Raw genomic sequence first — 26,010 nt, forward strand, 5'->3', positions numbered from 1 at the left:
GCGATGGCGCCGTCCGGCCCAGGCAAAGACAAGAATTCCCTTAGCCCGTCCGCTTTCGAGCGGGCAAACGAAGACTGAAGAAAAATGGCCACTATCCACGTAGACGGCAAAGATCTCGAAGTCGATGGTGCGGACAACCTGCTGCAGGCCTGTCTGTCCCTTGGTCTCGACATCCCCTACTTCTGCTGGCACCCGGCGCTCGGCAGCGTTGGCGCCTGCCGCCAGTGCGCGGTGAAGCAGTACAGCGACGAAAACGACAAGCGCGGCCGCCTGGTCATGTCCTGCATGACGCCGGCCACCGACAACAGCTGGATTTCCATCGACGACGAAGAGGCCGTGGCCTTTCGCAAGAGCGTCGTCGAGTGGCTGATGACCAACCACCCGCACGACTGCCCGGTCTGCGAGGAAGGCGGCCATTGCCACCTGCAGGACATGACGGTGATGACCGGCCACAACGCCCGTCGCTATCGGTTCAGCAAGCGCACTCACCAGAATCAGGAGCTCGGCCCGTTCATCGCCCATGAGATGAACCGCTGCATCGCCTGCTATCGCTGCGTGCGTTACTACAAGGATTACGCCGGCGGCACCGATCTGGGCGTCTACGGCGCACACGACAACGTGTACTTCGGCCGCGTCGAAGACGGCACCCTGGAAAGCGAATTCTCCGGCAACCTGGTCGAGGTCTGCCCGACCGGTGTGTTTACCGACAAGACCCACTCCGAGCGCTACAACCGCAAGTGGGACATGCAGTTCGCCCCAAGCATCTGCCATGGCTGCTCCAGTGGCTGCAACACCAGCCCGGGCGAGCGCTATGGCGAAGTACGCCGCATCGAGAACCGCTTCAACGGCTCGGTGAACCAGTACTTCCTGTGCGACCGTGGCCGCTTCGGCTATGGCTACGCCAACCGTGAAGACCGTCCGCGTCAGCCGGTGATGATGCTCAGCAAGATGAAGATGGGCCTGGACGCCGCGCTGGATCAGGCCGCGGCCCTGCTCAAGGGCCGCAAGGTGATCGGTATCGGTTCGCCGCGTGCCAGCCTGGAGGGCAACTTCGCCCTGCGCGAGCTGGTCGGCGCTGGCAACTTCTACTCCGGTATCGCCGCGCCCGAGCAGGCCAACATCGGCCTGATCCGCGACGTGCTGCAGAACGGCCCGCTGCCGGTGCCAACCCTGCGCGATATCGAAAGCCACGACGCCGTGTTCGTACTCGGTGAAGACCTCACCCAGACCGCCGCCCGCGTCGCCCTGGCCCTGCGCCAGTCGGTCAAGGGCAAGGCCACCGAAATCGCCGCTGGTGCGAAGATCCAGGATTGGCACATGGCCGCCGTGCAGAACGTCGCCCAACACGCGCTCAACCCGCTGTTCATCGCCAGCGTCACCGCCACTCGCCTCGACGACGTCGCCGAGCAGTGCGTACACGCCGCGCCCGATGACCTGGCGCGCATCGGTTTCGCGGTGGCCCACGCTATCGACCCGAGCGCCCCGGCCGTCGAAGGCCTGGAAGCCGAGGCCAGCGAGCTGGTGCAACGCATCGCCGAGGCGCTGGTGGGCGCCAAGCGCCCGCTGATCGTCTCCGGCGCCTCGCTGGGCAATCGTGCGCTGATCGAGGCCGCTGCGAACATCGCCAGCGCCCTGAAGAACCGCGAGAAGAATGGTTCCATCAGCCTGGTGGTGCCGGAAGCCAACAGCATGGGCATGGCCCTGCTGATGGGTGAGCAGTTCGCCGGCAACAGCCTGGACGACGCCCTCGAAGCGCTGACCTCCGGTCAGGCCGACGCTCTGGTAGTACTGGAGAACGATCTCTATCACCGCGCCGATGCCGCCCGTGTGGACGCTGCCCTGGCCGCCGCCAAGGTGGTGATCGTCGCCGATCACCAGAGCACTGCCACCACCGCCAAGGCGCACCTGCTGCTGCCGGCTGCCAGCTTCGCCGAAGGTGACGGCACCCTGGTCAGCCAGGAAGGCCGCGCCCAGCGTTTCTTCCAGGTCTATGACCCGTCCTACTACGACGCCAACATTCTGGTGCGCGAAGGCTGGCGCTGGCTGCACGCGCTGCACAGCACGCTGCACAATCGCGTCGTCGACTGGACCCAGCTCGACCAGATCACCGCTGCCTGCGCCGAAAGCTCCGCGCAGCTGGCCGGCATTCGTGATGCCGCGCCAAGCGCCTCGTTCCGCATCAAGGGCCTCAAGCTGGCCCGCGAACCGCATCGCTACAGCGGTCGTACCGCCATGCGCGCCAATATCAGCGTGCACGAGCCGCGTCAGCCCCAGGACAAGGACAGCGCCTTTGCCTTCTCCATGGAAGGCTACTCGGGCAGCAAGGAAGACCGTCAGCAGATCCCGTTCGCCTGGTCGCCAGGCTGGAACTCGCCTCAGGCCTGGAACAAGTTCCAGGACGAAGTCGGTGGTCACCTGCGTGCCGGCGACCCCGGCGTACGCCTGATCGAAGCCAAAGGCGCAAGCCTGGGCTGGTTCAGCGCACCGACGGCCTTCAACCCGGCCCAGGGCACCTGGCAGGCCGTGCCGCTGCACCATCTGTTCGGCAGCGAGGAAATGTCCTCGCGCGCCGCGCCGATCGCCGAGCGCACGCCCGAGGCCTACGTGACGCTGGCCAAGGATGAAGCCGATCGCCTCGGCGTCAGCGACGGCGCCCTGCTGCAACTGAGCGTCAACGGTCAGAGCCTGCGCCTGCCGCTGCGCGTCAGCGAAGAGCTGGGCATCGGCCTAGTCGGCTTGCCGGTCGGTCTGGCAGGCATTCCGGCTGCCATCGCCGGCGCGTCCGTCACCAATATCGGGGAGGCCGCGCAATGAGTTGGCTGACCCCGCAGTTGCTCGACATCATCCAGGAAGTGCTCAAGGCCATCGTCATTCTGCTGGCGGTGGTGGTTACCGGGGCGCTGCTGAGCTTCGTCGAACGCCGCCTGCTTGGCTGGTGGCAGGATCGCTACGGCCCGAACCGGGTCGGCCCGTTCGGCATGTTCCAGCTCGCTGCGGACATGCTGAAGATGTTCTTCAAGGAGGACTGGACGCCGCCGTTCGCCGACAAGCTGATTTTCACCCTGGCGCCGATCATCGCCATGGGCGCCATGCTGGTGGCCTTCGCGATCATCCCGATCACCCCCAACTGGGGCGTGGCGGACCTGAACATCGGCATCCTGTTCTTCTTCGCCATGGCTGGCCTGTCGGTATACGCCGTGCTGTTCGCCGGCTGGTCGAGCAACAACAAGTTCGCCCTGCTCGGCAGCCTGCGTGCCTCGGCCCAGACCATCTCCTACGAGGTGTTCCTGGCCCTGGCGCTGATGGGCATCGTTGCCCAGGTCGGCTCGTTCAACATGCGCGACATCGTCGATTACCAGGCGCAGAACCTGTGGTTCATCATTCCGCAGTTCTTTGGTTTCTGTACCTTCTTCATCGCCGGCGTGGCCGTGACGCACCGTCACCCCTTCGACCAGCCGGAAGCGGAGCAGGAGCTGGCCGACGGTTACCACATCGAATACGCCGGCATGAAATGGGGCATGTTCTTCGTCGGTGAATACATCGGCATCGTGACCATCTCCGCGCTGCTGGTAACCCTGTTCTTCGGTGGCTGGCACGGTCCGTTCGGCATCCTGCCGCAGATCCCGTTCTTCTGGTTCGCGATCAAGACCTGCTTCTTCATCATGATCTTCATCCTGCTGCGCGCTTCCATTCCGCGCCCGCGGTATGACCAGGTCATGGCCTTCAGCTGGAAGTTCTGCCTGCCGCTGACCCTGATCAACCTGCTGGTGACCGGCGCCGTCGTGCTGGCCACGGCCCAGTAAGGAGAAACGAGATGCTCAAATACATTTGGGATGTGCTGGTCGGCACCGGCACGCAATTGCGCAGCCTGGTAATGGTCTTCGGCCATGGCTTTCGCAAGCGCGACACCCTGCAATACCCGGAAGAACAGGTCTACCTGCCGCCGCGCTACCGCGGCCGCATCGTACTGACCCGCGACCCCGATGGCGAAGAACGCTGCGTAGCCTGCAACCTGTGCGCCGTGGCCTGCCCGGTGGGCTGCATTTCGCTGCAAAAGGCGGAAACCGAAGACGGCCGCTGGTACCCGGACTTCTTCCGCATCAACTTCTCGCGCTGCATCTTCTGCGGCCTGTGCGAGGAAGCCTGCCCGACCACCGCGATCCAGCTCACCCCGGATTTCGAAATGGGCGAGTTCAAGCGTCAGGACCTGGTGTACGAGAAGGAAGACCTGCTGATCTCCGGCCCCGGCAAGAACCCGGACTACAACTTCTATCGCGTGGCCGGCATGGCCATCGCCGGCAAGCCGAAAGGCGCCGCGCAGGACGAAGCCGAGCCGATCAACGTCAAGGGGTTGTTGCCATAATGGAATTCGCCTTCTACTTCTCCGCAGGGGTCGCGGTTGCCTCGACCTTTGGCGTGATCACCGGCAAGAACCCGGTGCACGCCCTGCTTTACCTGATCATCTCGCTGCTCGCCGTATCCATGGTGTTCTTCAGCCTCGGCGCGCCGTTCGCCGGTGCCCTGGAGATCATCGTCTACGCCGGCGCCATCATGGTGCTGTTCGTGTTCGTGGTGATGATGCTCAACCTCGGCCCAGCCTCGGTACAGCAGGAACGCACCTGGCTGACCCCGGGCATCTGGATCGGCCCGGCGCTGCTCTCGGCGCTGCTGCTGGGTCAGCTGCTGTACGTGCTGTTCGCCGTACCGAGCGGCGCCACCATCGGCCACACCACGGTCGATGCCAAGGCCGTGGGCATTCACCTGTTCGGCCCTTATCTGCTGGCCGTCGAGCTGGCGTCCATGCTGCTGCTGGCCGCACTGGTCGCCGCCTATCACCTGGGTCGTAACGACATCAAGGATGCTACGCCATGAACGGTATTCCAATGGAGCACGGCCTGGCGCTGGCCGGCGTGCTGTTCAGTCTCGGCCTGGTCGGCCTGATGGTGCGCCGCAACATCCTGTTCGTGCTGATGAGCCTGGAAGTGATGATGAACGCCGCCGCCCTCGCCTTCGTGGTCGCCGGTGCGCGCTGGGGCCAGGCTGACGGGCAGATCATGTTCATTCTGGTCATCGCCCTGGCCGCCGCCGAAGCGAGCATCGGCCTGGCGATCCTGCTGCAGCTGTATCGCCGCTTCCACACCCTCGATATCGACGCAGCCAGCGAGATGCGCGGATGAACCTCTTATTCCTGACCCTACTGTTCCCACTGATCGGCTGGTTCATCCTGGCCTTTTCCCGCGGTCGCCTGAGCGAAGGCGCTGCCGCCGTCGTCGGTGTCGGCTCGGTCGGCCTGTCGGCCCTGACCACCGCCTGGATCATGTGGCAGTTCAACGTCGCGCCACCGGCAGACGGCGTTTACACCCAGACCCTGTGGCAGTGGATGAGCGTCGACGGCCTGGCGCCGAGCTTCACCCTGTACCTGGACGGCCTGTCGCTGACCATGCTCGGCGTGGTCACCGGCGTGGGCTTCCTGATCCACATGTTCGCCAGTTGGTACATGCGTGGTGAAGAGGGTTACTCGCGTTTCCTCTCCTACACCAACCTGTTCATCTTCAGCATGCTGCTGCTGGTGCTGGGCGACAACCTGATGACCCTGTTCTTCGGGTGGGAAGGCGTGGGCCTGTGCTCGTACCTGCTGATCGGCTTCTACTACAAGCACGTGCCCAACGGTAACGCGGCGCTGAAGGCGTTCATCGTCACCCGTATCGGCGACGTGTTCCTGATGATCGGCCTGTTCCTGCTGTTCCTCAACCTCGGTACCCTGAACATCCAGGAGCTGATGGTGCTGGCCCCGCAGAAGTACGCAGCCGGCGACACCTGGCTGTGGCTGGCGACCCTGATGCTGCTCGGCGGCGCGGTCGGTAAATCCGCCCAGCTGCCCCTGCAGACCTGGCTGGCCGACGCCATGGCCGGCCCGACCCCGGTTTCCGCACTGATCCACGCCGCCACCATGGTCACCGCGGGCGTCTACCTGATCGCCCGTACCAATGGCCTGTTCCTGTTGACCCCGGAGATTCTCGAGCTGGTCGGCATCGTGGGTGGTGTGACCCTGGTGCTGGCGGGTTTCGCCGCCTTGGTACAGACCGACATCAAGCGCATCCTCGCCTACTCGACCATGAGCCAGATCGGCTACATGTTCCTGGCCCTGGGCGTTGGCGCCTGGGACGCGGCGATCTTCCACCTGATGACCCACGCCTTCTTCAAGGCGCTGCTGTTCCTCGCCTCCGGCTCGGTGATTCACGCCTGCCACCACGAGCAGAACATCTTCAAGATGGGCGGCCTGTGGAAGAAGCTGCCGTTGGCCTATGCCAGCTTCATCGTCGGCGGCTCGGCCCTGGCGGCGCTGCCGCTGATCACCGTGGGCTTCTACTCCAAGGACGAGATTCTCTGGGAAGCCTTCGCCAGCGGTAATTCCGGCCTGCTCTACGCCGGCCTGCTGGGCGCCTTCATGACCTCGATCTACACCTTCCGGCTGATCTTCATCGCCTTCCACGGCGAGCAGAAGACCGACGCCCATGCCGGTCATGGCATCGCCCACAACCTGCCCCTGATCGTGCTGATCGTGCTGTCGACCTTCATCGGCGCCTGGATCACCCCGCCGCTGGCTGGCGTGTTGCCACAGAGCGCCGGCCATGCCGGTGGCGAAGCCAAGCACAGCCTGGAAATCGTCTCGGGCTGCATCGCCCTGGCCGGTATCCTGCTGGCCGCCATGCTGTTCCTCGGCAAGCGCAGTTTTGTGAACGCCGTCGCCAGCAGCGCGCCGGGTCGTTTCCTGTCGGCCTGGTGGTTCGCCGCCTGGGGCTTCGACTGGCTTTACGACAAGATTTTCGTGCAGCCCTACCTGTTCTTCTGCCGGGTGCTCGCCCGTGACCCGATCGACGGTGCCATCGGCATCGTCCCGCGCCTGGCGCGTGGTGGTCATGGCGTACTGAGCCGCAGCGAAACCGGGCATCTGCGCTGGTACGCCATCTCCATCGCCGGGGGCGCCGTGCTGGTGCTCGCCGCCGTGCTGCTGGCCTGACCGATGATCCCGAATACTTTTTCTAAGGAAACTCGCCCGTCATGATTCTGCCTTGGCTAATCCTGATCCCCTTTATCGGCGGCCTGTTGTGCTGGCAGGCGGAGCGCTTCGGCGGAACCCTGCCGCGCTGGATCGCGCTGCTGACCATGTCCCTGCTGTTCGGCCTCGGCCTGTGGCTGTGGGGCACCGGTGACTTCAGCCTGGCGCCTGCGCCGGGTGCCGAGCCACGTTGGGCCCACGAATTCCAGGTACGCTGGATCGAGCGCTTCGGCATCAGCATCCATCTGGCGATGGACGGCCTGTCGGTGCTGATGGTCACCCTCACCGGTCTGCTCGGCGTCCTGTCGGTGCTCTGCTCGTGGAACGAGATCCAGAACCGCGTCGGCTTCTTCCACCTCAACCTGATGTGGATCCTCGGCGGCGTGGTCGGTGTGTTCCTGGCCATCGACCTGTTCCTGTTCTTCTTTTTCTGGGAAATGATGCTGGTGCCGATGTATTTCCTCATCGCGCTCTGGGGTCATAGCGGCAGCCCTGGCAAGAGCCGCATCAACGCGGCCACCAAGTTCTTCATCTTCACCCAGGCCAGCGGCCTGGTGATGCTGGTGGCGATCCTCGGCCTGGTGTTCGTGCACTTCAACCAGACCGGCGTGTTCACCTTCAACTACGCCGACCTGCTCAAGACCCAGCTGTCGGAAGGCACCGAATACCTGCTGATGCTCGGCTTCTTCATCGCCTTCGCGGTCAAGTTCCCGGTGGTGCCCTTCCACTCCTGGCTGCCGGACGCCCACGCCCAGGCACCGACCGCCGGCTCCGTGGACCTCGCTGGTATCCTGCTGAAGACTGCGGCCTACGGCCTACTGCGTTTCGCTCTGCCGCTGTTCCCCAACGCTTCCGCCGAGTTCGCGCCCATCGCCATGTACCTGGGCGTATTCGCGATCATCTACGGCGCACTGCTCTCCTTCGCACAGACCGACATCAAGCGCCTGGTGGCCTACTCCAGCGTCTCGCACATGGGCTTCGTGCTGATCGCCATCTACTCGGGCAGCCAGATCGCCCTGCAGGGCGCAGTGGTGCAGATGATGGCCCACGGCCTGTCGGCTGCGGCGCTGTTCATCCTCTGTGGTCAGCTGTACGAGCGCCTGCATACCCGTGACATGCGCGAGATGGGCGGCATCTGGGCACGCATGTCCTGGCTGCCGGCCCTGAGCCTGTTCTTCGCGGCTGCTGCACTGGGTCTGCCGGGTACCGGCAACTTCGTCGGCGAGTTCCTGATCCTGATCGGCAGCTTCCCGACCGCGCCATGGGTCACCGTGATCGCGGCGACCGGTCTGGTACTGGGCTCGGTGTACTCGCTGATCATGATCCACCGCGCCCACTTCGGCCCGGTGAAGAACGACAGCCCGCTGCCGGGCCTGCAATTTCGTGAACTGAGCATGGTGCTGTGCCTCGCGGTGCTGCTGATCCTGCTCGGCGTTTACCCGCAGCCGGTGCTCGACACCTCTGCCGCCAGCATGCAAGGCGTGCAGCAGTGGTTCAGTGGCGCTCTCGATCAACTCGCCTCGGGCCGGTAAGGGTTAAAATTTATGGAACATCATGCTGTGCAATTCACCACCCAACACCTGATCGCCCTGCTGCCGCTGCTGGTCACCTGCGCCACCGTGGTGGTGGTCATGCTGGCCATCGCCTGGAAACGCAGCCACGCGATGACCTTCGTGCTGTCGGTGATCGGCCTCAACGCGGCCCTGCTGTCGCTGCTGCCGACCCTCGGCGTCACGCCGCTGCAGGTCACCCCGCTGATGCAGATCGACACCTTCGCCTGCTACTACATGGCGCTGGTGCTGATCGCCACCCTGGCGTGCGTCACCCTCACCCACGCCTACCTGGGCGAGGCCAAGGTCAATGACGGGCAGACCAAGGGCTACCCGCGCAACCGCGAAGAAATGTACCTGCTGCTGCTGCTCTCCGCGGCTGGCGGCCTGGTGCTGGTCAGCACCGAGCACCTGGCGGGCCTGTTCATCGGCCTGGAGCTGCTCTCGGTACCGACCTACGGGATGATCGCCTACGCCTACTTCAACAAACGTTCGCTGGAAGCCGGCATCAAGTACATGGTGCTGTCGGCCGCCGGCAGCGCCTTCCTGCTGTTCGGCATGGCACTGCTGTATGCCGACGCCGGCAGCCTGAGCTTCGCCCAGATCGGTGCCAGCTTGGCCGGTGCCAGCGGCAGCCAGCTGGTGCAGATCGGTATCGGCATGATGCTCATCGGTCTGGCGTTCAAGCTGTCCATGGTGCCCTTCCACCTGTGGACGCCGGACGTCTACGAAGGCGCTCCGGCCCCAGTGGCCGCCTTCCTGGCCACCGCCAGCAAGGTCGCGGTATTCGCCGTGTTGCTGCGCCTGTATCAGCTCTCCCCGGCAACCGCCGGCGGTTGGCTGAACGACCTGCTGACGGTTATCGCCATCGCCTCGATCCTGTTCGGTAACCTGCTGGCTCTGGTGCAGAACAACCTCAAGCGTCTGCTCGGTTACTCGTCGATTGCCCACTTCGGCTACCTGCTGGTGGCGCTGGTCGCCAGCAAGGGCCTGGCCGTGGAAGCCATCGGCGTGTACATGGCCACCTACGTGCTGACCAGCCTGGGCGCTTTCGGGGTGATCACCCTGATGTCGACGCCTTACAACGGCCGTGACGCCGACGCGCTGTACGAGTACCGCGGCCTGTTCTGGCGCCGTCCGTACCTGACCGCGGTGCTGACCGTGATGATGCTGTCGCTGGCCGGTATTCCGCTGACTGCAGGCTTCATCGGCAAGTTCTACGTGATCGCTGCCGGTGTCCAGGCGCAACTGTGGTGGCTGATCGGTGCGCTGATCCTGGGTAGCGCCATCGCGGTGTTCTACTACCTGCGCGTGATGGTCACCCTGTTCCTCAACGAGCCGAACCTGCAGCGTCACGATGCACCGTTCAACTGGGGCCAACGTGCCGGCGGCATCATGCTGATGCTGGTGGCGGCCCTGGCCTTCGTGCTCGGCGTGTACCCGCAGCCGCTGCTGGATCTGGTCCAGCAGGCCGGCTTGGCCACTGCCGCACTCTGATCCGAGTCGCGTCATGAAAAAACGGCTGCCTCAGGGCAGCCGTTTTTGTTCGTGCGTCACGCTTTGCCTATGCCAGATCGAGCGGCTGTCATACCCGGGCTACGGCGTCAGGGCAGGCGGGTTTTTCGTAGCCTGTTGCTGAGCGAAGCGATGCGCAGGAGGGGACAAGAAACGTCCCAGGGCTCAGACCCCGGGTTTCGCTTCGCTCTACCCAGGCTACGCGGGTTTACGACTGTGCGTGATAACGAAAAACGGCTGCACTGGGCAGCCGTTTGGGGCGAAGCGATTGATTACTCGGGCAGCCTGACGGTCTTCTTGCCCGCTGCGAACAGATTCCAGCTGGCAACGAACAGCGCCGCGATCAGCGGGCCCAGCACGAAGCCGTTGAGGCCGAACAGCGCCATGCCGCCCAGGGTGGAAATCAGGATCAGGTAATCGGGCATGCGGGTGTCCTTGCCGACCAGGATCGGGCGCAGGATGTTATCCACCAGGCCGATCACCAATACCCCGAACAGAGTCAACACCACGCCCTGCCAGATATCGCCACTGAGCAGCAGGTAGACCGCTACGGGCGCCCAGACGATACCGGCGCCCGCCGCTGGCAACAGCGACAGAAAAGCCATCAGCACGCCCCACAGCAGCGGGCTGGGGATGCCCAGCACCCAGAAGATCAAGCCACCGAGAGCGCCCTGCACCGCTGCCACCACGATGTTGCCTTTCACCGTGGCACGCACCACGCGGGTGAACTTGATCTGCAGGCGGCGCTTGGTGTTGTCGCCCAGCGGCACCGCCATGCGGATGTCACGCACCAGCTCCTGCCCATCGCGCAGCAGGAAGAACAGCAGGTACAGCATGATGAAGAAGCTGACCACGAACTCGAAGGTGCCCTGGCCGATGGCGAACACCTTGGTAGCCAGGTACTGGCTTCCGGCAGCGGCGCCGCTGGTGATGCGTTCCTGCAGATCGTCCATGTTGCCCACGCCGATGCGGTCGATCTGCTGCTGCAGGAACGGCGGCAGCATTTGCTTGGTGCTGGTCACATAGGCCCCTACGTCCAGCTCGCCGGAGTCGATGCGCTTGTAGATGCTGGTGCCCTCGGCAACCATTGCCGAGGTGATGAAGATCACCGGCAGAATCGCCACCAAAAGGCAGATGATCAGGGTCAGCAATGCCGACAGGTTGCCGCGCCCGCCCATACGCTGCGCCATGCGTCGTTGCAGCGGTGCGAACACCACGGCCAGCGCCACTGCCCAGAACACCGCGCCGTAGAACGGCAGCAATATCCAGATGAAGGCGATCGTCACCAGGACGAGCAGGAGGATGAAGGTTTTCTTTTCGAGGGAGGTCGTCTGCATGGCCGGATCACAGGAGGGGATATGGCCGTTAGTCTCCCGAGCAGCCGACAAAGTGCACTCTGTATTCGAGCGAGCGTCCCTGCTCGCCTGAACCGGTCAGATGCGGAACTGGCGAACCAGGTTCTCCAGGCCCTGACCGAGTTGCGCCAGGCTGCGTGCAGTCTGGGCGCCCTGGCGGGTTTCGTCGGCGACGCTGTCCACCGCGCCAGCGATCTGGTGCACGCTGCGGTTGATCTCCTCGGCCACCGCGGTCTGCTCTTCGGCCGCGCTGGCGATCTGCGCGTTCATGGCGTTGATGGTGCCGATCAGCCCGGCGATGGCATCGAGCGAGGCACCGGCCTTGTTGGCCTGCTCGCTGGTGATGTCGCCGGCGTCGCTGGACTGGCGCATGGCATTGACCGCATCGCGCGTGCCGCTCTGCAGGCGATCGATCATGCCCTGGATTTCCTGGGTGCTCTGCTGGGTGCGGCTGGCCAGGGCGCGCACCTCATCGGCGACCACCGCGAAGCCGCGACCCGCCTCCCCGGCACGGGCTGCCTCGATGGCCGCGTTGAGCGCCAGCAGGTTGGTCTGCTCGGCGATCGAGCGGATCACGTCGAGCACGCTGACGATGGAATGCACGTCCTTTTGCAGGTTATCCAACGAGCTGCCGCTCCCGCGGATGTCGCCAACCAGCGAGTGAATGCGCGCGATGCTGCCATCCACCACCTGCTTGGCCGCCTGCCCTTCGCGGTCGGTCTGCTGCGCCGCTTCGGCGGCACCCTGCGCGCTTTTCGCCACTTCGTGGGCTGCGGCGGACATTTCGTTGATGGCGGTGGCAACCTGGTCGGTTTCATGGCGCTGGCGCTCCATGGCCTGCTCGGAACGTTGCGCCTGGGAAGCGACCTGGCCGACCAGCTCGGTCAGCTGACCGGTCATTTCGGTGATCTGCCGCACCAGGCCGTGCACCTTGTCGACGAAACGGTTGAACGAGCCGGCCAGCTCGCCCAGTTCGTCGCGGCTGGTGACCGGCAGGCGCTTGGTGAGGTCGCCGTCACCCGCGGCAATATCGTCGAGGTTGGCCTTGATCTGCTGCAGCGGACGCAGGAAGGTGTTGGCCAGGATGCCGCCGACCACGCCAAAGATCACCAGCAGCACCGCAGCGATCACCAGGATGCTGGTGATGATGGTGCTCACCCGCTGGTCGATCCCGGCGCGCACCTCGACGATCTGCGCCTCGACGCCATCCAGGTTCACCGCGGTGCCAAGCGCCATGTCCCACTTGGGCAGGTAGTAGCTGTAGGCGAGCTTGGGCACCTGGATCGCTTCGTTGCCGGGCAGCGGCGAGGAGTAATTGACGTAGTAGCTGTTGTCCTTGGCGACGCGCACCAGCTCGCGGTTCACGAACACGCCGTTGACGTCACGCCGGTCGCTGAGGTTCTTGCCCACGTCCACCGGGCTATCGCTGCGAAACAGCCGCACCACGTTGGAGTCGTGGCCGAAGAAGTAGCCATCCTTGCCGTACTTGATCTTCGACAGGATGGCGATGGCCTGCTTGCGGCTTTCCAGGTCGCCGGCCGACGCGGCGTCGTACAGGCTCTGCACGGAGCCCATGGCGATCGCGCTGTAGTTCTGCAGCTCGTTGCGCTTCTCATCGAGCAGTCGCTCGCGGGTTTCGGTGACCTCCTGTTCCGCCAGGCCATACAGCACCTTGGCAGCGGCGCCACTGAGCACCACGGCGAACAGCAGAACGGGAATCAGGGCCAACAGCACGACTTTGGACTTCAAGGTCAGGCGCATTTTTGTTTTCCTTATGACCAGGCAAAGCCAGAGGGTGGCTTCTACTCAGGTCATCGGCAGCCGCTAGCGAACCTTAAGAGGCTCGTCTGCAGCTAGCGCAACACTGCGCCTGCTACAGCACCATCGCTGCAACCCAGCCGAACACCAGCAGCGGCAGGTTGTAGTGCACAAAGGTGGGTACAACGGTGTCCCAGATATGATTGTGCTGGCCGTCGACGTTGAGGCCAGCCGTGGGGCCCAGGGTCGAATCCGAAGCTGGCGAACCGGCATCGCCGATGGCGCCGGCAGTGCCGACGATGCACACCGTGGCCAGCGGGCTGAAGCCCAGCTGTACGCACAGCGGCACGAAGATCGCGGCGATGATCGGCACGGTGGAGAACGACGAGCCGATGCCCATGGTCACCAGCAGACCGACCAGCAGCATCATCAGCACGCCCAGGCCCTTGCTGTCGCCTATCCAGCCGGCGCTGGCGTCCACCAGGCCCTTGATCTCACCGGTTTCGCGCATCACTTCGGCGAACCCCGAGGCGGCGATCATGATGAAGCCGATCATCGCCATCATTTTCATGCCTTCGGTGAACAGGTCGTCGGTTTCCTTCCAGCGCACGATGCCCGAGGCGGAAAAAACCACGAAGCCCAGCAGCGCGCCGATGATCATCGAGTCGAGCCACAGCTGGGCGCCGAAGGCGATGGCCACCGCCACCCCGGCGACGATCAGGCTGCGCCGGTTGTAGCTGACGTCCACCCGCTCGGCGCGCTCGACCAGCGCCAGGTCGTAGCTGCGCTTGCCGCGGTAGCTGTAAAGCGCCAGCAGCAGGCCGGCGACCATGCCCATGGCCGGAATCAGCATGGCGTGGCTGACGTTCACGCCGCTCACGTCCACGCCGCTACGCACCACGTTGGCGAGCAGGATCTCGTTGAGAAAGATATTGCCGAAGCCCACCGGCAGGAACATGTACGGGGTGATCAGGCCGAACGTCAGCACGCAGGCGATCAATCGGCGGTCGATCTGCAAACGGGTGATCACGTACAGCAGCGGCGGCACCAGCAGCGGAATGAAGGCGATATGGATAGGCAGAATGTTCTGCGAAGAGATCGCCACGGCGAGCAGTAACCCGACCAGCATCCACTTCAGCGCACCGCCGCCGCGCTCGTCCTGGCGGCCGACCAGGGTCAGCGCCTTGTCGGCCAGCGCATGGGCCAGCCCGGATTTGGCGATTGCCACCGCGAAGGCGCCGAGCAAGGCATAGGACAGCGCCACGGTAGCGCCGCCGCCCAGGCCCTTGTTGAAAGCTGCCAGCGAACCGTCCATGCCCAGGCCGCCGATCATACCGCCGGCCAGCGCGCCGATGATCAGCGCCACCACGACGTGCACTCGGCAAAGGCTGAGAATCAGCATGATGCCGACGGCGGCGATAACTGCGTTCATGAAAGGCTCCTCGAATCACCGCGAGCGCGGCGCAATCAAAAAAGCGTCGCACTCTGCCGCAAGCTGACCTGGGTGTCAAAAATCGGCGCCAGGCGAGCTCTCGTCGAGCCCGGTTCTAAGCAAATAGCACAAACGTACTTTGCGCCTGGCGCCGCGGGCGTTAGCCTCTCGCCTCTTTCATCAACGGAGGATCCCATGCTCGATATCGTTCTGATCGCCGGCTCAAGCCGCCCCGACAGCCAATCCGCCAAGGTGGCCCAGTTCCTGCGCCAACGCCTGATCACCCTGGGCAAGACCAGTGCCGAGCTAAGCCAGGTCATCGACCTCGGCACCGGCCCGCTGCCGCTGTGGCCTGCCGAAGACAACGGCACCTGGGCCGACTATGGCTCGCGCCTGCAGCGTGCCGACGCCGTGGTGGTGATCGCGCCGGAGTGGAACGGCATGGCCGGCCCGGCGATCAAGAACTTCTTCATCTATGCCAGCAAGGCCGAACTGGCGCACAAGCCGGGGCTGCTGGTGGGCGTGTCATCGGGTATCGGCGGCGGTAGTCCGATCGCCGAGCTGCGTAGCTCCAGCTACAAGAACTGCCGGATCAACTACCTGCCCGAGCACCTGATCGTCCGGTCGGTGACCAAGGTCCTTAACGACGAACAGCCGGCCAGCGAAGACGACAGCCGCATCCGCGCCCGTATCGATTACGCGCTGGATATCCTGGCCAAGTACGGCGAAGCGCTGAAACCGGTGCGCGCTGCCATCGACCTCAGCGATCCGGCATTCACCAACGGCATGTAAGCAACACGGCGGATCGCTCCAGGTGATCCGCCCGTGGCCTGGGTAGAGCGCAGCGAAACCCGGGAACCGCTGTCGGACGTGACTATCGCGCGCGCAGCGGCAGCTCGATTCTGACCTGCAAGCCGCCCAGGTCACTGTCGTGCAGCGACAAAGTGCCGTCCCAGGCATCGACGATATCGCGCACGATACCCAGGCCCAGGCCGTGCCCCGCGGTTTGCTCATCCAGGCGAGTGCCGCGGCTGAGCACCTCCTCGCGGCGTTCACCGTCGATCCCCGGGCCATCGTCGTCGACGCTCAATACGTAGGCCGTATCGGTACGCTCGATGCGCAGGCGCACCTGGCTGTCGGTCCACTTGCAGGCGTTGTCGAGCAGGTTGCCAAGCAGCTCCAGCAGGTCCTCGCGATCGCGCGGCAGGCGCAGGTCGGGCGGTGACGCCTGCCAGCTCAGCTCGATGGCGCTGTCGTGGATCATGCCGAGGGTGGCGAACAAGCCCGGCAGCTCCTCTCGGCAATCGAAATGCGCGCCGGGCAACGCTTCACCAGCCAGACGCGCACGGCCCAGCTCACGGGCAATACGCTGCTCGATCTGTTGCAGGTGCTCGAGCAGGTTGTCGCGCAGCTCGGGGTGCGCACGCAGTTCATCCCGCGAGGCCAGGTTGACCAGCACCGCCAACGGCGTCTTCAGCGCATGGCCCAGGTTGCCGAGGGCATTGCGCGAACGTTTCAGGGTTTCCTCGGTGTGGGCCAGCAGGTGGTTGATCTGCTCCACCAGCGGCTCCAGTTCCTCGGGTACCTGCTCGTCCAGCTCCGAGCGCTGCCCTTGCTGCAGCTGGGCGATCTGCACGCGGGTCTGCTCCAGCGGTCGCAATGCACGGCTGACCGCCAGGCGCTGCAGCAACAGGATCAGGGCCAGGCTGCCCAGCCCCAGCCCCAGGCCGATACGCTGCACCCGGCGGAAGCTGTCGAGCACCGGCGTGTAGTCGCGCGCCACGCTGATGGTCAGGTCCTGGCCGAAACGCCGGTATTCGCCGCGATAGGTGACCAGCACCTGCTCTTGCGGGCCGTCCTGCAACTCAGGCTGCAGGCCGTCCACGTCAGAGGGCCGCAGTTCGCTGTCCCACAACGAACGCGAACGCCAGCTCTTGTCGCTGAAGTCGATCCGGAAATACAGGCCCGAATAGGGCCGCTGATAGGCCGCGCTGAGCCGCGACTCGTCGAGTTGAATACCGGAGGGCCCGCGCACCAGGGCGATCAACAGCGATTGCGCTTCTTCTTCGAGCCCGGCCTGCATGTAGCGCCGCAGGTTGCTGTCGAACAGCCACAGGCAGGTTTGCGCGAGCAACAGGCCGATGATCAGCAGCACGCTGATCAGCCCCAGGCTCAGGCGCCGCTGGATCGACCTCAAGCGGCGCTACCGGTGAACCGATAGCCCTGGCCGCGGCGGGTTTCGATCACTTCGCGGCCGAGCTTGCGGCGCAGGTGATTGACGTGCACCTCGATGACGTTGGAGTCGCGCTCGGTCTCGCCGTCGTACAGGTGTTCGGCCAAGTGGCTCTTGGAGAGAATCTGCCCGGCGTGCAGCATGAAGTAGCGCAGCAGGCGAAACTCCGCGGCGGTCAGTTCGATCTCCTGCTCGCCACGGCTGACACATTGCCGGCTTTCGTCGAGGTGCAAACCGGCAGCCTGCAGTTGCGGCTGGTTGGCCAAGCCACGGGCACGGCGCAACAGCGCCTGAATGCGTAGCTGCAGTTCTTCGGGGTGGAAGGGTTTGGTCAGGTAGTCGTCGGCACCAACCTTGAGGCCTTCGATGCGCTCAGCCCACGAACCGCGGGCGGTGAGAATCAGCACCGGGGTAGCCAGACCACCCTGGCGCCACTCCTGCAGCACCTCGAGCCCCGGCTTGCCAGGCAAACCGAGGTCGAGAATGATCAGGTCATAGGGCTCACTGGCGCCCTGGTACACGGCGTCACGGCCGTCGGCCAGCCAGTCCACGGCATAGCCCTGGCGGGTCAGTGAGGCGGTCAGTTCATCGGCAAGCGGTACGTGGTCTTCAACCAGCAACAGGCGCATGTCAGTCGTCTACCTCATCCTTCAGGATCTTGCCATCGTGGGCATCGAGCTCCAGTTCACGAACCACGCCCTCGCGGGTCAGCAGTTCCACTTCATAGACGAAGACATCGTCTTCTTCTTCCAGCTCGGCTTCGAGCAGGGTCGCGCCCGGGTAACGCTCCAGCGCGGCGCGCATCAGCTGATCGAGCGGCAGGATCACGCCACTCAGGCGCAGATCCCGCGCTTCATCCTGATCCAGATCACGAGCACTGGCCGCGCAGGTCAGCGCGGCCAGCGAAACGATGCAGATGCAACGTAGAACGGGGTTGCCTTTCATCAATCATCCTGGTGGTTCTTGAGGATGGTGCCGTTGGTGGCATCCAGCTCGACATCCCATTTCTGGTTCTGGGCGTCGCGGATTTCTACCTGATAGAGGTAGCGGCCGTATTCTTCCTCGAGTTCGGTATCGCCCAGTTTACCGCCGGGATGGGCAGCAAGGGCAGCCTCGTTGAGTTTTTCGAATGACTGGATGGTGCCGGCATCACGCAGTTTCAGCGCCTCGTCCGGCCCCAGGTCACGGGCCTGGGCCATACCAGCGGTGGCAGCGAGAGCAGCAACGGCGAACAAAGCGGTCAATTTCTTCATGGTGATCTCCTGAGTAATCGTGTTTCGACGATGATCAGGTTAAGGGGAGCGACTTAATTCAACCTGAATTGCCCCACAGACCCGCGTGAGCCAGGCCCTTATACTGGTGCCTCTCTAGCGGAGGTCGGCATGAGCGCCATCCAGATCAAATTCCCTGCCCTTACGTTGAAAGCCGGCCAACGCGCCTTGACGCGCATTCGCGAGCGCGGCCTGCAGCCCGCCGATGTCGGCACCCTGCCTGGCGCAGCCGGCGGGCCCAAGGCGCTGGGTATTCAGGGCCTGGATATCGCCCTGTTCGGCGACTGGCTGGCCCGAGCGCCCCGTGAGCGCTCGCTGATTGGCGCGTCCATCGGCTCCTGGCGCTTCGCCAGCGCCTGCCTGCCGGACCCCGCCGCGGCGTTGCAGCGCCTGGGCGAGCTGTACACCGGCATGCGCTTCGCCAAGGGCGTGAGCATCGCCGAGGTAAGCGAACGCTGCGTGCGCATGCTCGACGAGCTGTTGCAACAGCAGGATGGCGCCGTGCTCGACAATCCCCATTACCGGCTCAACATCGTGGTGGTGAAGAGCCACGGCCGCCTTGCCGAGGATGATCGCCGCTCCCTGGGGCTCGGGCTGTCGTCGGTGATCGGCAGCAACCTGCTCGGCCGCCCGCGCCTGGCCCGCCACTTCGAGCGGGTGATCCTGCACGACGCGCGCCTGGCGCCGCCCCTGCATCCGCTGACCGATTTCCCCTCGCGTTGCCTGCCGCTGGATATCGGCAACCTGCGCCATGCCTTGCTGGCCTCCGGCTCGATTCCTTTCGTGATGCAGGGCGTGCGCGATATTCCCGGGGCCGGCCCCGGCACCTACCGCGACGGCGGCCTGCTGGACTACCACCTCGACCTGCCCTACAGCGGCGATGACGTGGTGCTGTACCCGCACTTCACCGATCGCATCATTCCCGGCTGGTTCGACAAGGGCATGCCCTGGCGCCGTGGCGACGCCATGCGCCTGCAGGATGTCCTGCTGCTGGCGCCTTCGCGCGATTACCTGGCACGCTTGCCCTACGGCAAACTGCCGGACCGCAAAGATTTCACCCGCTTTCTGAGCGACGACGCCGGGCGCGAGCGTTATTGGTGCCAGGCCATGGACGAAAGCCGGCGCATGGGCGACGAATTTCTCGAACTGACCGAGACGGGGCGCTTGGCCGATCGGCTGGTCGCGCTGTAAGAACCTGTTCAAAAGCCTCGCGAGCTAGAGCAATGCAAGGCGAAAACAGGCGAGGACGCGGAGTTTACGAACTGTAAATGAGCAGTCCAAGCCTGTTTTTAACGCCGCAGTGCCGACGCGCAGCAGGCTTTGAACAGGTTCTAACGCTTTGCAGGCCATCGCCGGGCTTCCAAAATGGCAGTCAGAAAACCGCCACAGATTGTTTTAAGCAAGTTAAACGCCTGTCCCTATTAATAAAAAATCTGAACTTAACGGAACTGATCAGCAGGGCCATTTTCCTATTGGGTGTTGATGCCATTTTCGGTGGTTAAACATTAAGTGCACCGCCCAATGGCGTGCCGCCACCCTTGAAAACTTTGATGCCCGTCAACTTCACAAGATGATTTTCAGTTTTTTTGAAAATTAATTAATTTGGATGTGACTTGCAGGCCTCATCGAAACATCAACAGCTAGGAACGTCAGCGTTGAACAAGCTCGCTGACACTATGAATCATTGGGAAACCCTCGGAGAACCGACCCCATGAACGCTTCGCTGCGTTTCAATGATGCACTGCTGATTGCCGACCGCGCCTTTCAACCTTTCCACTGCGTGGCCTGGGCGCCGCAGGACGGTACAGGCGTACTGAACCTGACCATCGTCGACCGCACCAACACGCCGTTGATCGATCGCGCGCAACTGACCAGCAGCATCTACAGCGACCCTCAGGAGCTGGCCAAGGCTCTGAAAAAATCCCGTGACGAGCTCAGCAGCAAGGGCTTCGATCTCGCTCCCTGGAGCATGCCGGAGTAATTCCTCGGCAGTTGTTTTGCCAGTTGCCGCACTCTCGGGTGCGGCAACTTGTCTCAACGTTATAATCCCCTCCCCGCCTTTATCCGTTCACGCCGGCGCATCCGTTAAAGTCTGAACTTCCCCTCGTATTCAACGGGCTAAGTCTTTAACTGTTGTCATGAGCTGACCGGCATGCAAAACCTCTTTTTACTTCTGCCGCCCCTCTCGTATCGCATTGCCATGCCCGGCGGTGGTTTTCTACAGCCCGCTCGCTGCGTGATCGGGAGCGCACCGCGATGACCAGCCTGTCGATAACGCCCGAGCTGCCCAACGACCTGCACTACGTCGACGATCGCGCGCCCGGCATCACTCGCCGCAAGCTGCGCGGCAAATTCTGCTATTTCGAACCGAACGGCGAGCGCATTCGCGACACCCAGGAAATCGCCCGCATCAATGCCCTGGCGATACCTCCTGCCTATGTGGACGTGTGGATCTGCGCCGACCCGAAGGGCCACCTGCAGGCGACCGGCCGCGATGCCCGGGGCCGCAAGCAGTACCGCTATCATCCGCGCTGGCGCGAAGTGCGCGACACCGACAAGTACGCCAACCTGCTGCTGTTCGGCAAGGCACTGCCCAAGTTGCGCCATACCATCGAACAGCACCTGTTGCTGCCTGAACATGGCCGCGAAAAGGTCATGGCCACCGTGATCACGCTGCTCGACAACACACTGATCCGTATCGGCAACGTGCGCTACGCCAAGGAAAACCGCTCCTACGGGCTGACTACCCTGCGCAACCGGCATGTCGAGGTACAAGGCAGCGCCATCCGCTTCCATTTCCGTGGCAAGAGTGGCATCGAGCATGAAGTGGAGGTCAGCGACCGTCGCCTGGCTCGCATCATCCGCCGCTGCCTGGAGCTGCCGGGCCAGCACCTTTTCCAGTACCTGGATGCCGACGGCGAGCGCCACACGGTGACCTCGACGGACGTCAACAACTACCTGCGTGAGCTAACAGGCGCCGATTTCACCGCCAAGGATTACCGCACCTGGGCCGGCAGCGCCTTGGCGCTGACGCTATTGCGCGAACTGGAATGGCAGCCGGAAAGCTCGGCCAAGAAGCACGTGGTCGGCATGGTCAAGCAGGTCGCCGAAGAGCTGCGCAACACGCCCGCGGTGTGTCGCAAGTGCTACATCCACCCGGCGCTGATCGAAGCCTTCCATGCCGGTGAACTGGCTGACCTACGCCTGGCCGCGGCGCGCAAGGGGCTGCGCAGCGAAGAAAGCCTGCTGATGCGCTTTCTGGAGAAATTGCCGGTCGCCTGAAAGTGGCAAGATCCGTGGGATTGATGTCATTGCCGCCACAACTTTTTCTGCCCACACTGGCCTTCTCCATTCAGAGGGGCCACCATGGACGACCGCAAATGCATCGCCGCACTGATCTACCCGGGCTTCATGAGCCTGGACGTGGTCGGCCCACTGCAGGTGTTCGCTTCCGCCAACGTCGAGCGTAATCGCCAGGGTCTGGGCGATGCCTACCGGCTATTGATGCTTGCCGACCAGCCAGGACCGGTGAACAGCTCCGCCGGCATGGGCGTGATAGCCGATGCCGCATGGCGCGACGTGGACCCCGCCAGCCTGGATACCCTGCTGATTCCCGGCGGCGCTGGTGAAACCCGACAATGCGAGAACCAGCCGCTGCTGGGCTGGCTGCGGGATTCCGAACCCCATATCCGGCGCCTGGGCTCGGTGTGCTCCGGCGCGCTGATCCTCGCGCGCACCGGGCTGCTCGACGGCAGGCGTGTGACCACCCACTGGGCCGATATCGACGCGCTGCGCCAGGACGGCAAGCTGCTGGTCGACAGCGACTGCCTGCACACCTATGCCCCCAGTGCAGGCGATGGCAGCGAGCATCTGTTCACCTCCGCTGGCGTTACCGCCGGTATCGACCTGGCATTGGCCCTGGTCGAGGCCGACCTGGGCCGCAGCACCGCACTGGCGGTGGCGCGACGCCTGGTGATGTTCCTACGCCGCCCGGGCGGCCAGGCGCAGTTCAGCGCCCTGCTCGCCCCGGAGCCGAGCCGCACCCCGCGTCTGGCCGAATTGCTCGAGTGGATTCCAACCAACCTGGGCGGCGACCTGTCGCTCGACGCCCTGGCCGACAAGGCGCGGATGACGCCACGCACCCTGTCGCGCGTATTCGCCAGGGAACTCGGCACTGGGCCGGCCGGCTATGTGGAGCGTGTTCGCCTGGAGGCTGCCCGTAGCCTGCTGCAGGACGCCCAGGCGTCGATCAGTACCGTCGCCCGCCTGACCGGCTTCGGCCACCCGGAGAACCTGCGTCGGGCCTTTCACAAACACCTGTCCATCAGCCCCCAGCAATACGCCGAACGTTTCGGCCAGGAGATCGACCATGCTTGAGCTACGCCCCAACTGCGAATGCTGCGACCGCGACCTGCCGCCGGACTCTCTCGACGCGCGCATCTGCTCGTTCGAATGCACCTACTGTAGCCAGTGCGCCGACACGCACCTCAAAGGGCACTGCCCGAACTGCTCGGGAGAGCTGGTGCGTCGGCCGATTCGCCCTGCCGCCAAGCTGTCGGCCAACCCGCCCTCGACCTTGCGCGTGCTCAAGGCGGGAGGATGCAATGCTGCTTATTCGTAACCGGGCCCTGCTGACCCTGTTTCTCGCCCAGGCGCTGTACTGGAGCTGCTCGCTGATCGGCATCACGCTCACCGCGCTGATCGGCTTGCAACTATCGCCCTACAACGCGCTGGCCACCCTGCCCCTGGCGCTGCTGGTGCTCGGCAACCTGCTGGCGACTCACCCGCTGTCGCTGTTCATGCAGCGCCATGGCCGCAGGCCCGGCCTGACCCTGGGCGCCGCAGCCGGCATACTCGGCGGCCTGACCAGCGCCCTGGGTGTCTGGCTCGGCGACTTCATCCTGTTCTGCCTCGGCGCGCTCGCCACAGGCGTCTATCAGGCCTCAGCCGCGTATTACCGTTTCGCGGCGCTGGAAACGGTGGACGATGCCTACAAGGGGCGCGCGGCTGCCTGGGTGATCGCCGGCGGCATCTGCGCCGCCCTGATTGCGCCGAGCCTGACGCTGTGGGCGCGTAACGCACTGAGCACGCCCTTCGTAGGTGCCTACGTGCTGTTGGCCGGCCTGGCGCTGCTTGGCCTGGCGTTGCTCAGCACCCTGCACGTGGGAACCATCACCGTCGCGCCGCGAGGCGACATGCGCAGCCTGCTGGCGCGCCCGGCAATCCGCGCTGCACTGGTGGTAACGGCCATCGGCAACGGCCTGATGATTCTGGTGATGAACGCGACACCGCTGGCCATGAGCTTCTGCGGCTTGCCGCTGGAAAGCGCTGCCGGGGTGATCCAGTGGCACGTGCTGGGCATGTTCCTGCCTGCGCTGATCGCCGGCCCACTGGTGGATCGCCTGGGCAGCCGGCCGGTGGCCTTGCTGGGTATCGCAACGCTCGGCGGCAGTGCGCTGGTCGGATTGAGCGGGCAAAGCCAAGCTTTCTTCCTAGTTTCCTCGCTGCTGCTGGGCATCGGCTGGAACCTGATGCTGATTGCCGGTACCACGCTGCTGGCCTCGGCCCACCAGCCCGACGAACGAGGTAAGGCCCAAGGGCTCATGGAGTTGACCAATAGCGGCGTTGCCGCCTGTGCGGCCTTCGCGTCCGGTGCGCTGATCACCGGGCTGGGCTGGGCGCAGATCAACCTGGCCATGCTGCCGCTGCTGGCGATCGCCCTGATCGCACTGCTGGCACGCCGTGCAACCAGGGCAGCGGCGGCCGGCTAGACGCCGAACACCGTGACCTGGTTGCGACCGTTGCGCTTGGAGCTGTAGAGCGCCTGGTCGGCCCATTGGATGACCTGCTGGTGATCGTGGCTGGGCTCGCTCAGGTCGGCCACACCGAGGCTGATGGTGAAGGGAATCACCTGCCCCTCGTGGCTGACCTGCAAGCGCTCGACGATCAGGCGCAAACGTTCGGCGAAGACCCGCCCGCCCGCCGCATCGACATCCGGCAGCAGCACCACGAACTCCTCGCCGCCATAGCGCCCGGCGATGTCGGTATCACGCAACTGCTCGCGCAGCACCTTGGCGACACTCTGGATCACCGTGTCGCCGGCCTGGTGGCCGTAGGTGTCGTTGACCTTCTTGAAATGATCAATATCGAAGATCACCAGCGCTGCGCTGCTGCCGTAACGGCGATGACGGGCGTGTTCGCGCTTGAGCTCCTCCTCCCAGTGGCCGCGGTTGTTCAGCCCGGTCAGCCGGTCGGTACGCGAAAGGTGCTTGAACTGATCGCTCATTGCCTGCAACTGACGCTTGTTCACCGCCACGCTGGTCACGTCATAAACGATCACGCACAGGTGCTCGATCTTGCTGTTGGTGGCCATCAGCGGCAGGATGGTGGTGTTCTGGTACATGAAATCTTCCAGCCCGGTGATCGGCTGGTAATTCTTGAAACGCACCAGGTACGGCCGTTGCTCCCAGATGGTGAAGGCCGGCGTACCCAGGGTTACGACGTTTTCCACCTTGTTGCGAAACCACACCTCGTCGACCTCGGGAAACAGCTCGAAGAACGAGCGCTCGGCCGCATCCCGGGCGGTACGCCCGGAATGGTTCTCCATAAAGCTGTTCCATACTTCCACGCGGTACTGACGGTCGAGCACCACCACGCCGACATCGATGCTCTGCACGATGGCCAGCAGCCAATGGAAATCGTTTAAATCCATGCTCTCGGCCATGCGGCTTATTCCATCAGATAGGCGAGTTTGTTGGTCAGCAGCGACACCGAATCCTCGGTGAACAGCAGCAACAGGTCGAAGTGGATGTCGTGGCCTTCGATGCTGTAGCTCACCTCGACGGCCAGGGTCTTGCGCCAGCGCTGGCTGTTGATGCGGATCAGCTCGTCGATGGAGGCATGCTCGCCGAGTATCTGCGGGTGGCCCTGGGAGAAGCTCACGTCGAGCTGCTCGGCGATGCCGCTCAGGCACGCGCCAATGAGGATGCTGGACATGTCCAGGAGCATCTCCATGGACGAATGGTTGTGCTCCTGCCACTGCATCAGCTTGGCCATGTCGGCCACTTCCGAATCATGGAAGATCAGCAGCGCCTCACCGGCGATGCCCTCGCCGATATAGCCCTGGCACACCGCAGTCAAACCATTGCCACGCTGGGCATCGGCCAGCGCCATGTGCAGCTCGCTGACCTCGAGGATATTGACGTTAGGGATCGGCAGTTGCACGAACACCCCGAGCACCCGGGCCAGCAGCGCAGCCGCACGGCCCATGGCGATGTTGACCACCTCGCGGAAGGCATCGCGAAACGACACCTTGGGCTCGGGCAGCGCCGCGACGGGCGCCGCCGCCACGTGCAGAAAGCCAAGCTGATCCAGGGTCTGGCGCAACAGCTCGGGGTCGGCAGGCTTTTTCAGGAATGCCAGGGCGCCGAGTTCCTTGACCCGGCGGATCGCTTCTTCCTGCACGTCGCCGGACACCACGATAACCTTCTGCGCACGCCCTTCGGCCTTCAGCGCCGCGAGCACGCCGTAGCCATCGAGCACCGGCATGGTGAGGTCGAGCAACAAGAGATCGAAGTGAGCCGCGCGCAGTTGCTGCAGCGCTTCTTCACCGTTGGCGGCCTGGCTGACGGTTACCGGCCAGTCCGCTGGCAAGGCGCGCAGCAGTTGCTTGCGGGCCATGTTGGAGTCATCGCAGACGAGAAGAGATGCGGTGGGCATCGATACGCCTCAAGAAGTGGGCCTGATCCGGCTTAGGCTGCAGCGAGTGTACGACAGCAACGCCATCCCTGGTGCGTTACCGACACTTATAGCAGAACGCCAGCACGCTTTCGGGTG

Annotated in this window: 25 protein-coding genes and 1 pseudogene; 16 read left to right on the forward strand and 10 right to left on the reverse strand. The window is 64.1% G+C overall.

Annotated elements, in window-relative coordinates:
- The first annotated feature begins 84 nt into the window (after window positions 1–84).
- The 8 genes from nuoG to nuoN are packed head-to-tail and all read left to right on the forward strand — an operon-like array spanning window position 85 to window position 10,107.
- On the forward strand, window positions 85–2,814 hold the full coding sequence (gene nuoG, locus BVH06_RS13545; protein ID WP_075934390.1) for an NADH-quinone oxidoreductase subunit NuoG: 2,730 nt from the start codon (window positions 85–87) through the stop codon (window positions 2,812–2,814).
- Window positions 2,811–3,803 (forward strand): NADH-quinone oxidoreductase subunit NuoH, encoded by a 993-nt coding sequence (nuoH, locus tag BVH06_RS13550; RefSeq protein ID WP_075930310.1) that lies wholly within the window; start codon window positions 2,811–2,813, stop codon window positions 3,801–3,803. The genes nuoG and nuoH overlap by 4 nt, the downstream gene beginning before the upstream one ends.
- Window positions 3,804–3,814: 11 nt before the next feature.
- Window positions 3,815–4,363 (forward strand): NADH-quinone oxidoreductase subunit NuoI, encoded by a 549-nt coding sequence (gene nuoI / locus BVH06_RS13555; RefSeq protein WP_013791404.1) that lies wholly within the window; start codon window positions 3,815–3,817, stop codon window positions 4,361–4,363.
- A complete protein-coding gene (gene nuoJ / locus BVH06_RS13560) occupies window positions 4,363–4,872 on the forward strand; it encodes an NADH-quinone oxidoreductase subunit J (protein WP_027905360.1) in 510 nt (169 codons plus the stop codon). The genes nuoI and nuoJ overlap by 1 nt, the downstream gene beginning before the upstream one ends.
- A complete protein-coding gene (nuoK, locus tag BVH06_RS13565) occupies window positions 4,869–5,177 on the forward strand; it encodes an NADH-quinone oxidoreductase subunit NuoK (protein ID WP_027905359.1) in 309 nt (102 codons plus the stop codon). Before nuoJ ends, nuoK begins: the two co-directional genes overlap by 4 nt.
- Entirely contained in the window at window positions 5,174–7,021 is a 1,848-nt protein-coding gene (gene nuoL, locus BVH06_RS13570; protein WP_075934391.1) for an NADH-quinone oxidoreductase subunit L, read from the forward strand. The genes nuoK and nuoL overlap by 4 nt, the downstream gene beginning before the upstream one ends.
- A 41-nt stretch (window positions 7,022–7,062) precedes the next feature.
- Window positions 7,063–8,592 (forward strand): NADH-quinone oxidoreductase subunit M, encoded by a 1,530-nt coding sequence (gene nuoM, locus BVH06_RS13575; protein ID WP_075934392.1) that lies wholly within the window; start codon window positions 7,063–7,065, stop codon window positions 8,590–8,592.
- A gap of 27 nt (window positions 8,593–8,619) precedes the next feature.
- Window positions 8,620–10,107 (forward strand): NADH-quinone oxidoreductase subunit NuoN, encoded by a 1,488-nt coding sequence (gene nuoN, locus BVH06_RS13580; RefSeq protein ID WP_075934393.1) that lies wholly within the window; start codon window positions 8,620–8,622, stop codon window positions 10,105–10,107.
- Window positions 10,108–10,397: 290 nt separating this feature from the next.
- Here nuoN and BVH06_RS13585 read toward each other — a convergent pair whose 3' ends face one another.
- The 4 genes and pseudogenes from BVH06_RS13585 to BVH06_RS13595 form a co-directional block, all read right to left on the reverse strand.
- Window positions 10,398–11,462, reverse strand: a complete 1,065-nt coding sequence (locus BVH06_RS13585) for an AI-2E family transporter (protein ID WP_075934394.1) — start codon at window positions 11,460–11,462, stop codon at window positions 10,398–10,400.
- Window positions 11,463–11,558: 96 nt separating this feature from the next.
- On the reverse strand, window positions 11,559–12,380 hold the full coding sequence (locus BVH06_RS26315; RefSeq protein ID WP_371915291.1) for a methyl-accepting chemotaxis protein: 822 nt from the start codon (window positions 12,378–12,380) through the stop codon (window positions 11,559–11,561).
- Window positions 12,381–12,416: 36 nt separating this feature from the next.
- Window positions 12,417–13,241: pseudogene (locus BVH06_RS26320) on the reverse strand (cache domain-containing protein); the annotation flags it as partial.
- A gap of 112 nt (window positions 13,242–13,353) precedes the next feature.
- On the reverse strand, window positions 13,354–14,670 hold the full coding sequence (locus BVH06_RS13595; RefSeq protein WP_075934396.1) for a Na+/H+ antiporter family protein: 1,317 nt from the start codon (window positions 14,668–14,670) through the stop codon (window positions 13,354–13,356).
- A 195-nt stretch (window positions 14,671–14,865) separates the two neighbouring features.
- Between BVH06_RS13595 and BVH06_RS13600 the strand changes: the two genes are divergently transcribed.
- Window positions 14,866–15,462, forward strand: a complete 597-nt coding sequence (locus BVH06_RS13600) for an NADPH-dependent FMN reductase (RefSeq protein WP_075930317.1) — start codon at window positions 14,866–14,868, stop codon at window positions 15,460–15,462.
- A gap of 82 nt (window positions 15,463–15,544) precedes the next feature.
- Here BVH06_RS13600 and BVH06_RS13605 read toward each other — a convergent pair whose 3' ends face one another.
- The 4 genes from BVH06_RS13605 to BVH06_RS13620 are packed head-to-tail and all read right to left on the reverse strand — an operon-like array spanning window position 15,545 to window position 18,156.
- Complete coding sequence (locus tag BVH06_RS13605) at window positions 15,545–16,867, reverse strand: sensor histidine kinase (RefSeq protein ID WP_075934397.1); 1,323 nt, start codon at window positions 16,865–16,867, stop codon at window positions 15,545–15,547.
- A complete protein-coding gene (locus BVH06_RS13610) occupies window positions 16,864–17,532 on the reverse strand; it encodes a response regulator transcription factor (RefSeq protein WP_075934398.1) in 669 nt (222 codons plus the stop codon). Before BVH06_RS13610 ends, BVH06_RS13605 begins: the two co-directional genes overlap by 4 nt.
- A gap of 1 nt (window position 17,533) precedes the next feature.
- A complete protein-coding gene (locus tag BVH06_RS13615; RefSeq protein ID WP_075930320.1) occupies window positions 17,534–17,848 on the reverse strand; it encodes a PepSY domain-containing protein in 315 nt (104 codons plus the stop codon).
- A complete protein-coding gene (locus BVH06_RS13620; protein ID WP_075930321.1) occupies window positions 17,848–18,156 on the reverse strand; it encodes a PepSY domain-containing protein in 309 nt (102 codons plus the stop codon). Before BVH06_RS13620 ends, BVH06_RS13615 begins: the two co-directional genes overlap by 1 nt.
- 129 nt (window positions 18,157–18,285) lie before the next feature.
- On the opposite strand from BVH06_RS13620, the gene BVH06_RS13625 reads away from it, so the two are divergent.
- From BVH06_RS13625 to BVH06_RS13650, 7 genes are all read left to right on the forward strand, one after another.
- Window positions 18,286–19,365, forward strand: coding sequence for a hypothetical protein (locus BVH06_RS13625; protein ID WP_075934399.1), 1,080 nt, complete (start codon window positions 18,286–18,288; stop codon window positions 19,363–19,365).
- 77 nt (window positions 19,366–19,442) lie between these two features.
- Window positions 19,443–19,676: a hypothetical protein gene (locus tag BVH06_RS25425; RefSeq protein ID WP_139315637.1), complete on the forward strand. Its 234-nt coding sequence runs from the start codon at window positions 19,443–19,445 to the stop codon at window positions 19,674–19,676.
- A 209-nt stretch (window positions 19,677–19,885) separates the two neighbouring features.
- The gene (locus tag BVH06_RS13630) at window positions 19,886–20,155 is read left to right on the forward strand and encodes a hypothetical protein (RefSeq protein ID WP_075934400.1); all 270 of its coding nucleotides are present in this window, start codon (window positions 19,886–19,888) and stop codon (window positions 20,153–20,155) included.
- A 275-nt stretch (window positions 20,156–20,430) separates the two neighbouring features.
- Window positions 20,431–21,456 carry a DNA topoisomerase IB gene (locus tag BVH06_RS13635; RefSeq protein ID WP_075934401.1) on the forward strand — a complete coding sequence of 342 codons (1,026 nt, stop codon included), beginning with the start codon at window positions 20,431–20,433 and terminating at the stop codon, window positions 21,454–21,456.
- 84 nt (window positions 21,457–21,540) lie between these two features.
- The gene (locus BVH06_RS13640; RefSeq protein WP_075934402.1) at window positions 21,541–22,551 is read left to right on the forward strand and encodes a GlxA family transcriptional regulator; all 1,011 of its coding nucleotides are present in this window, start codon (window positions 21,541–21,543) and stop codon (window positions 22,549–22,551) included.
- Entirely contained in the window at window positions 22,544–22,795 is a 252-nt protein-coding gene (locus BVH06_RS13645; RefSeq protein WP_075934403.1) for a DUF1272 domain-containing protein, read from the forward strand. Before BVH06_RS13640 ends, BVH06_RS13645 begins: the two co-directional genes overlap by 8 nt.
- Window positions 22,782–23,945, forward strand: a complete 1,164-nt coding sequence (locus BVH06_RS13650) for an MFS transporter (protein ID WP_256575177.1) — start codon at window positions 22,782–22,784, stop codon at window positions 23,943–23,945. Before BVH06_RS13645 ends, BVH06_RS13650 begins: the two co-directional genes overlap by 14 nt.
- Here BVH06_RS13650 and BVH06_RS13655 read toward each other — a convergent pair.
- On the reverse strand, window positions 23,942–24,898 hold the full coding sequence (locus BVH06_RS13655; protein ID WP_075930328.1) for a diguanylate cyclase: 957 nt from the start codon (window positions 24,896–24,898) through the stop codon (window positions 23,942–23,944). The genes BVH06_RS13650 and BVH06_RS13655 overlap by 4 nt on opposite strands.
- A gap of 5 nt (window positions 24,899–24,903) precedes the next feature.
- The gene (locus tag BVH06_RS13660) at window positions 24,904–25,893 is read right to left on the reverse strand and encodes a response regulator (RefSeq protein ID WP_075930329.1); all 990 of its coding nucleotides are present in this window, start codon (window positions 25,891–25,893) and stop codon (window positions 24,904–24,906) included.
- Window positions 25,894–26,010: the final 117 nt, after the last annotated feature.

Origin of the sequence: Pseudomonas sp. PA27(2017) (assembly GCF_001945445.1) — a bacterium.
In the GTDB taxonomy this organism is placed as follows: domain Bacteria; phylum Pseudomonadota; class Gammaproteobacteria; order Pseudomonadales; family Pseudomonadaceae; genus Aquipseudomonas.

Bases quoted from the DNA above. Each gene is read 5' to 3' on its own strand.
- BVH06_RS13660 (WP_075930329.1), bottom strand. From the start codon at position 25,893: ATGCCCACCGCATCTCTTCTCGTCTGCGATGACTCCAACATGGCCCGC.
- BVH06_RS13600 (WP_075930317.1), top strand. From the start codon at position 14,866: ATGCTCGATATCGTTCTGATCGCCGGCTCAAGCCGCCCCGACAGCCAA.
- BVH06_RS13585 (WP_075934394.1), bottom strand. From the start codon at position 11,462: ATGCAGACGACCTCCCTCGAAAAGAAAACCTTCATCCTCCTGCTCGTC.
- BVH06_RS13630 (WP_075934400.1), top strand. From the start codon at position 19,886: ATGAACGCTTCGCTGCGTTTCAATGATGCACTGCTGATTGCCGACCGC.
- nuoH (WP_075930310.1), top strand. From the start codon at position 2,811: ATGAGTTGGCTGACCCCGCAGTTGCTCGACATCATCCAGGAAGTGCTC.
- BVH06_RS13595 (WP_075934396.1), bottom strand. From the start codon at position 14,670: ATGAACGCAGTTATCGCCGCCGTCGGCATCATGCTGATTCTCAGCCTT.
- BVH06_RS26315 (WP_371915291.1), bottom strand. From the start codon at position 12,380: ATGACCGGTCAGCTGACCGAGCTGGTCGGCCAGGTCGCTTCCCAGGCG.
- BVH06_RS13635 (WP_075934401.1), top strand. From the start codon at position 20,431: ATGACCAGCCTGTCGATAACGCCCGAGCTGCCCAACGACCTGCACTAC.
- BVH06_RS13620 (WP_075930321.1), bottom strand. From the start codon at position 18,156: ATGAAGAAATTGACCGCTTTGTTCGCCGTTGCTGCTCTCGCTGCCACC.
- nuoL (WP_075934391.1), top strand. From the start codon at position 5,174: ATGAACCTCTTATTCCTGACCCTACTGTTCCCACTGATCGGCTGGTTC.
- BVH06_RS13655 (WP_075930328.1), bottom strand. From the start codon at position 24,898: ATGGCCGAGAGCATGGATTTAAACGATTTCCATTGGCTGCTGGCCATC.
- BVH06_RS13645 (WP_075934403.1), top strand. From the start codon at position 22,544: ATGCTTGAGCTACGCCCCAACTGCGAATGCTGCGACCGCGACCTGCCG.
- BVH06_RS13615 (WP_075930320.1), bottom strand. From the start codon at position 17,848: ATGAAAGGCAACCCCGTTCTACGTTGCATCTGCATCGTTTCGCTGGCC.
- nuoG (WP_075934390.1), top strand. From the start codon at position 85: ATGGCCACTATCCACGTAGACGGCAAAGATCTCGAAGTCGATGGTGCG.
- BVH06_RS13640 (WP_075934402.1), top strand. From the start codon at position 21,541: ATGGACGACCGCAAATGCATCGCCGCACTGATCTACCCGGGCTTCATG.
- nuoI (WP_013791404.1), top strand. From the start codon at position 3,815: ATGCTCAAATACATTTGGGATGTGCTGGTCGGCACCGGCACGCAATTG.
- nuoM (WP_075934392.1), top strand. From the start codon at position 7,063: ATGATTCTGCCTTGGCTAATCCTGATCCCCTTTATCGGCGGCCTGTTG.
- nuoK (WP_027905359.1), top strand. From the start codon at position 4,869: ATGAACGGTATTCCAATGGAGCACGGCCTGGCGCTGGCCGGCGTGCTG.
- nuoJ (WP_027905360.1), top strand. From the start codon at position 4,363: ATGGAATTCGCCTTCTACTTCTCCGCAGGGGTCGCGGTTGCCTCGACC.
- BVH06_RS13625 (WP_075934399.1), top strand. From the start codon at position 18,286: ATGAGCGCCATCCAGATCAAATTCCCTGCCCTTACGTTGAAAGCCGGC.
- BVH06_RS25425 (WP_139315637.1), top strand. From the start codon at position 19,443: ATGAGCAGTCCAAGCCTGTTTTTAACGCCGCAGTGCCGACGCGCAGCA.
- BVH06_RS13610 (WP_075934398.1), bottom strand. From the start codon at position 17,532: ATGCGCCTGTTGCTGGTTGAAGACCACGTACCGCTTGCCGATGAACTG.